The organism is Micromonospora sp. NPDC003776, assembly GCF_053605645.1.
In genome coordinates this window covers 1-6,349 of sequence record NZ_JBSGJR010000415.1, presented here as the reverse complement: position 1 = coordinate 6,349, position 6,349 = coordinate 1, and the positions used below count along the sequence as shown (strand labels likewise).

Annotated in this window: 5 protein-coding genes; 3 read left to right on the top strand and 2 right to left on the bottom strand. The window is 70.6% G+C overall.

Annotated features, from left to right (window positions below; genetic code table 11):
- The coding region (locus tag ACWEVO_RS26655; protein ID WP_452310249.1) for a hypothetical protein at window positions 1-318 on the top strand (318 nt) is incomplete at its 5' end.
- A 374-nt stretch (window positions 319-692) separates the two neighbouring features.
- Here ACWEVO_RS26655 and ACWEVO_RS26650 read toward each other — a convergent pair.
- Window positions 693-2,288 (bottom strand): hypothetical protein, encoded by a 1,596-nt coding sequence (locus ACWEVO_RS26650; protein ID WP_452310248.1) that lies wholly within the window; start codon window positions 2,286-2,288, stop codon window positions 693-695.
- 185 nt (window positions 2,289-2,473) lie between these two features.
- Between ACWEVO_RS26650 and ACWEVO_RS26645 the strand changes: the two genes are divergently transcribed.
- On the top strand, window positions 2,474-3,910 hold the full coding sequence (locus ACWEVO_RS26645; RefSeq protein WP_452310247.1) for an MFS transporter: 1,437 nt from the start codon (window positions 2,474-2,476) through the stop codon (window positions 3,908-3,910).
- Here ACWEVO_RS26645 and ACWEVO_RS26640 read toward each other — a convergent pair.
- Complete coding sequence (locus ACWEVO_RS26640; RefSeq protein ID WP_452310246.1) at window positions 3,897-5,651, bottom strand: PucR family transcriptional regulator; 1,755 nt, start codon at window positions 5,649-5,651, stop codon at window positions 3,897-3,899. The genes ACWEVO_RS26645 and ACWEVO_RS26640 overlap by 14 nt on opposite strands.
- A gap of 128 nt (window positions 5,652-5,779) precedes the next feature.
- Here ACWEVO_RS26640 and ACWEVO_RS26635 point away from each other — a divergent pair, with 128 nt between their 5' ends.
- Entirely contained in the window at window positions 5,780-6,235 is a 456-nt protein-coding gene (locus ACWEVO_RS26635; protein ID WP_393176809.1) for a GlcG/HbpS family heme-binding protein, read from the top strand.
- Window positions 6,236-6,349 lie beyond the last annotated feature (114 nt).

Genomic DNA, 6,349 nt, shown 5'->3' with positions numbered 1-6,349 from the left:
AAGCGAACCTGCCACATCCCCCGTGACCAGGACGCGACCGGACCCGAACCACCCGTCGATTTCACCGTCAATCTACTTCAGACACGCGACACTAGGAACCTCTGTCGCGTTGCCGGTGCCGACCCCGCACACCGCCTGGACGTAAGCCTCGGGACGTCGGCGAGACGCCCCGTGTGGTGGAGCATGAGCGACGGCGAACTCACCTTGACCGTGGGCCAGGACGTCGAGAGTGGCGACTTTGTCGTGGTTCTACCCGCTGCCCTTCTGTCGGAGATTCGGGCACAACTGGACGCCCTCGACGCTGACGACTGGGGTTAGCCCGGCGGCGTAACTCACTCTCATGCCGCAGACAATGTGCGGCCGGGCACGCTGACGCTTCGCGGCCATCAAGTTCCGGGCGCTGTCCTGCGGATATCCAGTTGTTCGGGATTGGGGTATGCCCGAGGGGTGGCCGACCCCAACCTTCCGCTGAAACCGGCATGAGCGCGTTCCGGATGCCGCTGTGACCATGGCCGACCCGGGAGCCACCGCGCAATGCCGTAGTGGCAACGACACGGTTCGGTGAAGCCCGCCCGCAGACCCGCGATGCTGCCTGCACAGTGCCCCCGGCCCAGCTCAAGGCGATGCGGTGAGGACGCGGCGGAGGCGGCGGGCATCGTTGGCCGCCGCCTCCGCAGTTCGCGTCGCCGAGGCTATGGGAAGAAGACGACCGCGACGATGGTGCCGACGATGAGCCCGCTGACCACCGGAATGAAACACCTGCGAGCCAGGGCGATCACCGGCACGCGGGCGAAGCCGGCGACGGCGATGAGCGAGGACCAGGCGACGAGGGTTCCGCCACCGGACCAGATGTTGCCCATCTGACCGACGGCGGCGAGTGTCCCGGCGCTGATTCCGGCGGCCGGGCCCAGGCTGCCCGCCAGCGATCCGGTCAGCGGCAGACCGGAGAAGCCCGACCCCTCCAGGCCCGCGATCATGCCGATGAGCAGGATGCCGAAGGCCGCGATGAAGCCGCTGTGAGGGATGTGGCTCTGTGCCGCCGTGACCAGGTCGTACAGCAGCGCCGGTCCCTTGGTCGGGTCGGCGGTGCCGAGGATCTGGCCGGAGAAGTCGCCGTTACCGATGAAGAAGAAGCCGGCGATCGGCAGGACGACGCCCATGGCCTTGAACGCGAATACCAGTCCGTCGACCACGTGTTCGGCGGAGCTTTCCAGGAAGCCTTTGCCGTCGCCGGCGAGTGATGCCAGGAATACGATGAGCGCCGCGATGCCGCCGACCAGGGCGGCGGCGTCGCCGCCGCGCAGGTCGGGCACGCTGTCGGAGACCTTCGCGACCACCATGTAGACGATCAGCGCCAGGTAGGCCAGCGGCACGAAGATGGCGAAGAAGGTCGGTACCAGGGGGTTGCCGCGGTAGCCGTCGGCCGGCTCCTCGGTGCCGTCGCGCATCTCCTCGTCGTACTCGTCGCGCAGCGCGACGCCGTGTCCGACAGTCGGCGGCCCGCCCCGTAGGGACGGCACGTCGCCGCCACCGGCCGGCCGGTCGCCCGCGCCGACCAGCTCGCGCTCGCGCTCGGTGACCGCCAGGTCCTTCACGCGTTCACCGGTGCCGTCCGCGGTGGCCTCCCACTCGGCGAGCAGGGCCGGGTCGGGTCGGCGCATCGTGCGGAACTCCATCAGGTAGGCGACCGCGAGGGCGACCCCACCCACGACGAGTGACAGCACCATGGCCCGGTCGGCGACGACGTTCGGGTCCGCCCCCGCCGCCTTTGCCGACAGCCCTGGGGCCACCCGGATGACGTAGTCGGAGGACAGTGCCATGCCCTGGCCGGCGATCGCCACGACCAGGCCGACGGCCATCGGGCGCAGGCCCGCGCGGATCGCCACCGGGATGAGCACCGCGCCGATCAGCGGCACCGCCGGGGTCGGCCAGAAGAACAGGGAGATGAAGTAGGTGACGACCACCAGCGTCCAGAAGGCGAGGTGACCGTTGCGCATCACCCCCCGGAACGGGGCGACCATCTTCCGGTCCGCGCCCATCGCCTGCAACGAGTGCAGCATCGCGGTCACGAGCGCGATGATCAGGAAGATGTTGAACAGGTTCGTGGCCGCCACGAGGCTGGCGTTGAACACCGCGGAGAGCCCGCGGATGATGCTGTGCGAGAAGACGAGCGCGGTCGCGAACGTCGCGACCACGGCCGGGACTACGATGTTCTTCCGGGCGATCATCGTCGCGATGATGACGACAACGCCGACGAGATAGACCCAGTGGGCCGCGGTTAACTGCATCTGCCACCTCACGGACTCTTGCAGTAGGTTGCCCGTCAGACTCCGCGTCTTGCAAGGTCAGCGTCTATCACCGATGTGCACAGGTCGCCGGCCAAAGATTGTGCAGGGTGCCGTAGCATCGCACGACGGTCACGGAGCAGTCTCGAACGGTATGTGACCTGCGCAGACGATCGGAAGGACGGGACGTGCGGGACACCCGGCCGCGCATGGGCGCCGCGCAGTCGTTCGCCACCCCGGCCGGCCCGGAGGCACCGCCGCAGCAGAGGCGGGCGGGACTGCCCGTACTGCTGACCCTGCTCGGGGCGACGCTGCTCGGCACCGTCATCAACAACGTGCTGAACGTGCCGTTGCGGGACATCACCGCCGATCTCGGCGTCTCGCTCTCCTCTGGTGTGCTGGTGGTGAGCAGCTTCGTGCTGGTCCTCGCTGCCGGCATGGCGTTGAGCGGCTGGGTGGGTGACCGGTTCGGACGACGCCGCACGATCATCGCGTCCTTGGCCCTCATGGCGGTCGCCATGGTGGGGGCCGCGTTGGCGCCGTCGCTGCCCGTCCTTGTCGCGATGCGCGCCCTGCAGGGACTGGCATGCGCGGCGTATCCACCGGCGGTCATGGGCATGCTCGCCACGATCTACGGGCCGAGTCAGCGGGCCCGCACGATGAGCGCCTGGGCGGCCGCCAACGGGATCGGACAGGCGATCGGCCCGCCGCTGGGCGGGCTGCTGGCCGACCTTGCCGGCTGGCGGGCGATCTTCTGGTGCCTTGCTCCGGTCGCGGTGATCCTGCTGGTGGCCACCGTCGTGCTGGTGCCGAACGCCCGCGGGCACGCCACCGCGCTGCACTGGCCGGGGGCGGTGTCGCTGACGCTCGGGGCCGCGTTGCTGATGACGGCCGCCACCGCTGTTCCGCAGCACGCGGTGCCGGCCTGGCTCATCGTCACCCTCGCCGTGGCGGGTGTGGGACTGCTGGCGGTTTTCGCCCGCACTTCGGCGAAGGCGGCGGCGCCGATCATCCGGCCGCGTCTCATCGTCGAGTCGCGGTTTTTGCGCAGCTCGGTCGCCGCGTCCGCGCAGATGTTCTGCCTCGCCGCCACGCTCGTCGCGGTTCCGCTGTATGCCACGGGGACCCTTGGGTGGACCACGGCCGTCACCGGGCTGCTGGTGCTCGCTCTGCCCGCCGCGATGGCGGTGTTGGCCCCGGTCGTCGGGTTGCTCAGCGAACGGGGCCGGCCCCGCTTGATCCTGCGTACCGGTCTGGTCCTGCTCGCCGCGGTGGAACTGCTGCTGGGGCTGTATGCGGGCGCCGCCGGCCGGAACACGGGGTTGCTCGTCGCGCTGCTGCTCGCGGTGGGTGTGGGCGTGGCCTTCGTTCAGACACCGTCGGCCGCCGGGGCGACCCGGTCACCCGCGGGCAGGTCGGGTGCCGCCCTCGGGCTGTTCAACATGATGCGGTTCGGGGGGGCGGCGCTCGGCGCGGCCTGGGTGGCGGTGGTCTACCCCTCCGGAAATCTGGTGCTGCTGTTCGCCGGCTGCGCGGTGGTGGCCGTCGTCGGGTTGGTGGTCAGCTTCGTCGGCCCGGACCCGTCCCCGCACGAGGTCGACCCGCCGGTGCCTACGTCGGGTTGAGATCGCGGTCGACGGCCGCCACCGTCTCGGCGAGCAGGCTGAGCTTGTGCGCCAGCCACACTGCGAACTGGTGTTCGGCCTCCCGCAGGTCCAGTTGAAGCAGCCGTGAGGCGCGGTCGAGCTTGTAGAGCATCGTGTTGCGGTGGATGTGCAGTTCCCGCGCGGCGGCGTTGAGGTTTCCGCCGGACGCGACGTAGGCGATCACTGCCTGCTCCAGGTCGTTGCCGCCGGCGCGGGAGCCGCGCAGCGGCGCCAGCATGTCCCGGGCGAAGTCACGCCCCTGCGGGCTTTCGGCGAGCTCCACCAGCGTGGCGAAGACCCGCAGGTCCTGGAAGCCGCAGACCCGGTCCACGCCGAGCCGGTTGCGGATCCCGAGCGCGATGCGGGCCTCCCGGTAGCTGTCGAAGATGCGGCCGGCGCCGTCGACGCAGCGCCCGTACGCCACGGCGACCTTGCGGTGGGTGCGGCGCTCCAACTCCGCCTGCAGGGTGCGCGCGAAGTCGGCCAGCGCCCGGTCCGCCGCGTCTGGCGAGTCGCGGTGGCCGGCCGGGTCGACGTGCCGGACCACGGCGAGCACGTCACCGACGACCGTGGCCAGGGTGTGCGCGCCGGGCCGGCCGTCGAGGCGGACGGCGTGCTGAGCCAGCTGGAACAGGGCCGCCGGGGAGTCGGGGCTGCCGACCGAGCCGAGCTGGTTCGCGACGATCACTCCGTAGGTTGCCGCGACCGGGAAGTCGTAGTGTGCCGCCCGGGCGTCCAGCTCGTGCTGGTTGGAGAAGCGGCCGTGCAGCAGCGCGTGGACGAAGTCGCCCCGCGCCCGCTCCTCAGCCTGCTCGATGCTGCGCAGGCGCAGCATCTCGGTACCGACGATGGTGGCGGCCTGCTCGACTACCACCCGGTGCTGCGCGATGTCATGCGGGCTGGGTGGATCGGCTGACTCGACGATGACCACCCAGCCGTCGTGGCGACCGCTGAGCAGGATCGGATTCAGCACGCACGTCGCGCTGGCCCCGCCGATCAGTAGCGTGCGGACCTGCGGCCCGGCGTGCGGCTGCTCGGAACCGGACGGCCCTGGACCCGCCGCCGCGCCGTTGGGTGAGCCGTCTGCTGCCATGCCGGACGCGTCCTCGCGGAGCGCGTCCGCGACCGCCGTTGCCCCGAACACGCGGTCCCGGTTGGGTTCGAACGTTAGGACCCGGTACTGCGCGTCGAGGATCGCCGCCGCGCAGCCGGACAGCCGGGCCATCTGGTGTCCGAGCGCGGACAACCCGGCGCCGCGGTAGAGCAACTCCACCAGAGCGCGGTGCACTCTCAGGCCGTAGCGCAGCACGTGGGTGTCCCGGGCCAGGACGAGCTCCGCCACCAGCTCACTGAGCTGGCGGAAGCTGACATGCGCGCCGACGTGAATCATCGGCAGGCCGGCCGGGGGATCCGAAAGATCATCGGACCCGCCGGCGACGACGACGGCGGCGGGCTCGCGGTGCTCGAGGTCCCGCAGCGCAGCGAGCCGCACCTGACCTGCCCGGGCATGCACGACAACTCCGGGTAGGGGGCCGACACTGGCCTGGACCTCGTCCCACGGCAGGCACCACGTGACGGCGGCGCCGAGCGCCTCCGCCGAGGCCGCCAACCGCGCCGGGCGCAGCAGACGTTCCTGCAGCAGCCGACCCACCGTCAGCTGCTGCGGCTCCGCGTCGTCAGGCGGACCGTCCTGAACAAGCACTCCCGCTGGGTCAGCCATGACAACTCCTTGGACAGGTTGCACAAGCTTCCCCCGTCGTAACGCGGCAGTCTAGCCATTGTTGGTGCTCTCCACGCCCAGGCAGGCTGGTCGCACGGACCGCCCGGTAGTGGCGCAGAGGAGGCAACGTGCACAGGATCTACCGAATCACGCTCGACGACGCGCTCCCCATGCTCGCCGCAGCTCGCGCGAAGGCTGAGGAAATCGGGGTGAAGCAGACGATCTGCGTGTGTGACGACGGAGGTCACGCGCTCGCGCTGCATCGGATGCCCGGCGCACGTCTCACCGGTGTCGAGATCGCGATGGCGAAGGCCTTCACCGCGGCCGGTCATGAGCGGGCGACCCACCTGTTCAATGAGCCGCCGAACGGCCCAGCGCTGCCCGGCAACGAAGCGTTCGGGATCAGCCACATGCATCCCGGGAAGTTCGCCATCTTCGTCGGTGGGTTCCCGATCGAGTACGACGGCCAGATCGTCGGCGCGGTCGGGGTCAGCGGCGGCAACGGCGCGCAGGACAAGGCAGTCGGCGCCGCCGCGCTGGAGGCGTTCGCGAAGCACGTCGCGGAACTCGGGTTGGGCGGGTAGCAGGCCAGCCGTCACCCCGTCGCTGATGTGCCGCCGGCGGCGGGCACGAAAGCGCAAACCCCCACCCCGGGGTGCCACCCACCGGGGGGGTTGGGGAGGGGGTGGGGGGGGGTA

What these genes read in the sequence shown, in the direction of transcription:
- ACWEVO_RS26640 (WP_452310246.1), bottom strand. Translation starts at nt 5,651, where the DNA reads ATGGCTGACCCAGCGGGAGTGCTTGTTCAGGACGGTCCGCCTGACGAC.
- ACWEVO_RS26650 (WP_452310248.1), bottom strand. Translation starts at nt 2,288, where the DNA reads ATGCAGTTAACCGCGGCCCACTGGGTCTATCTCGTCGGCGTTGTCGTC.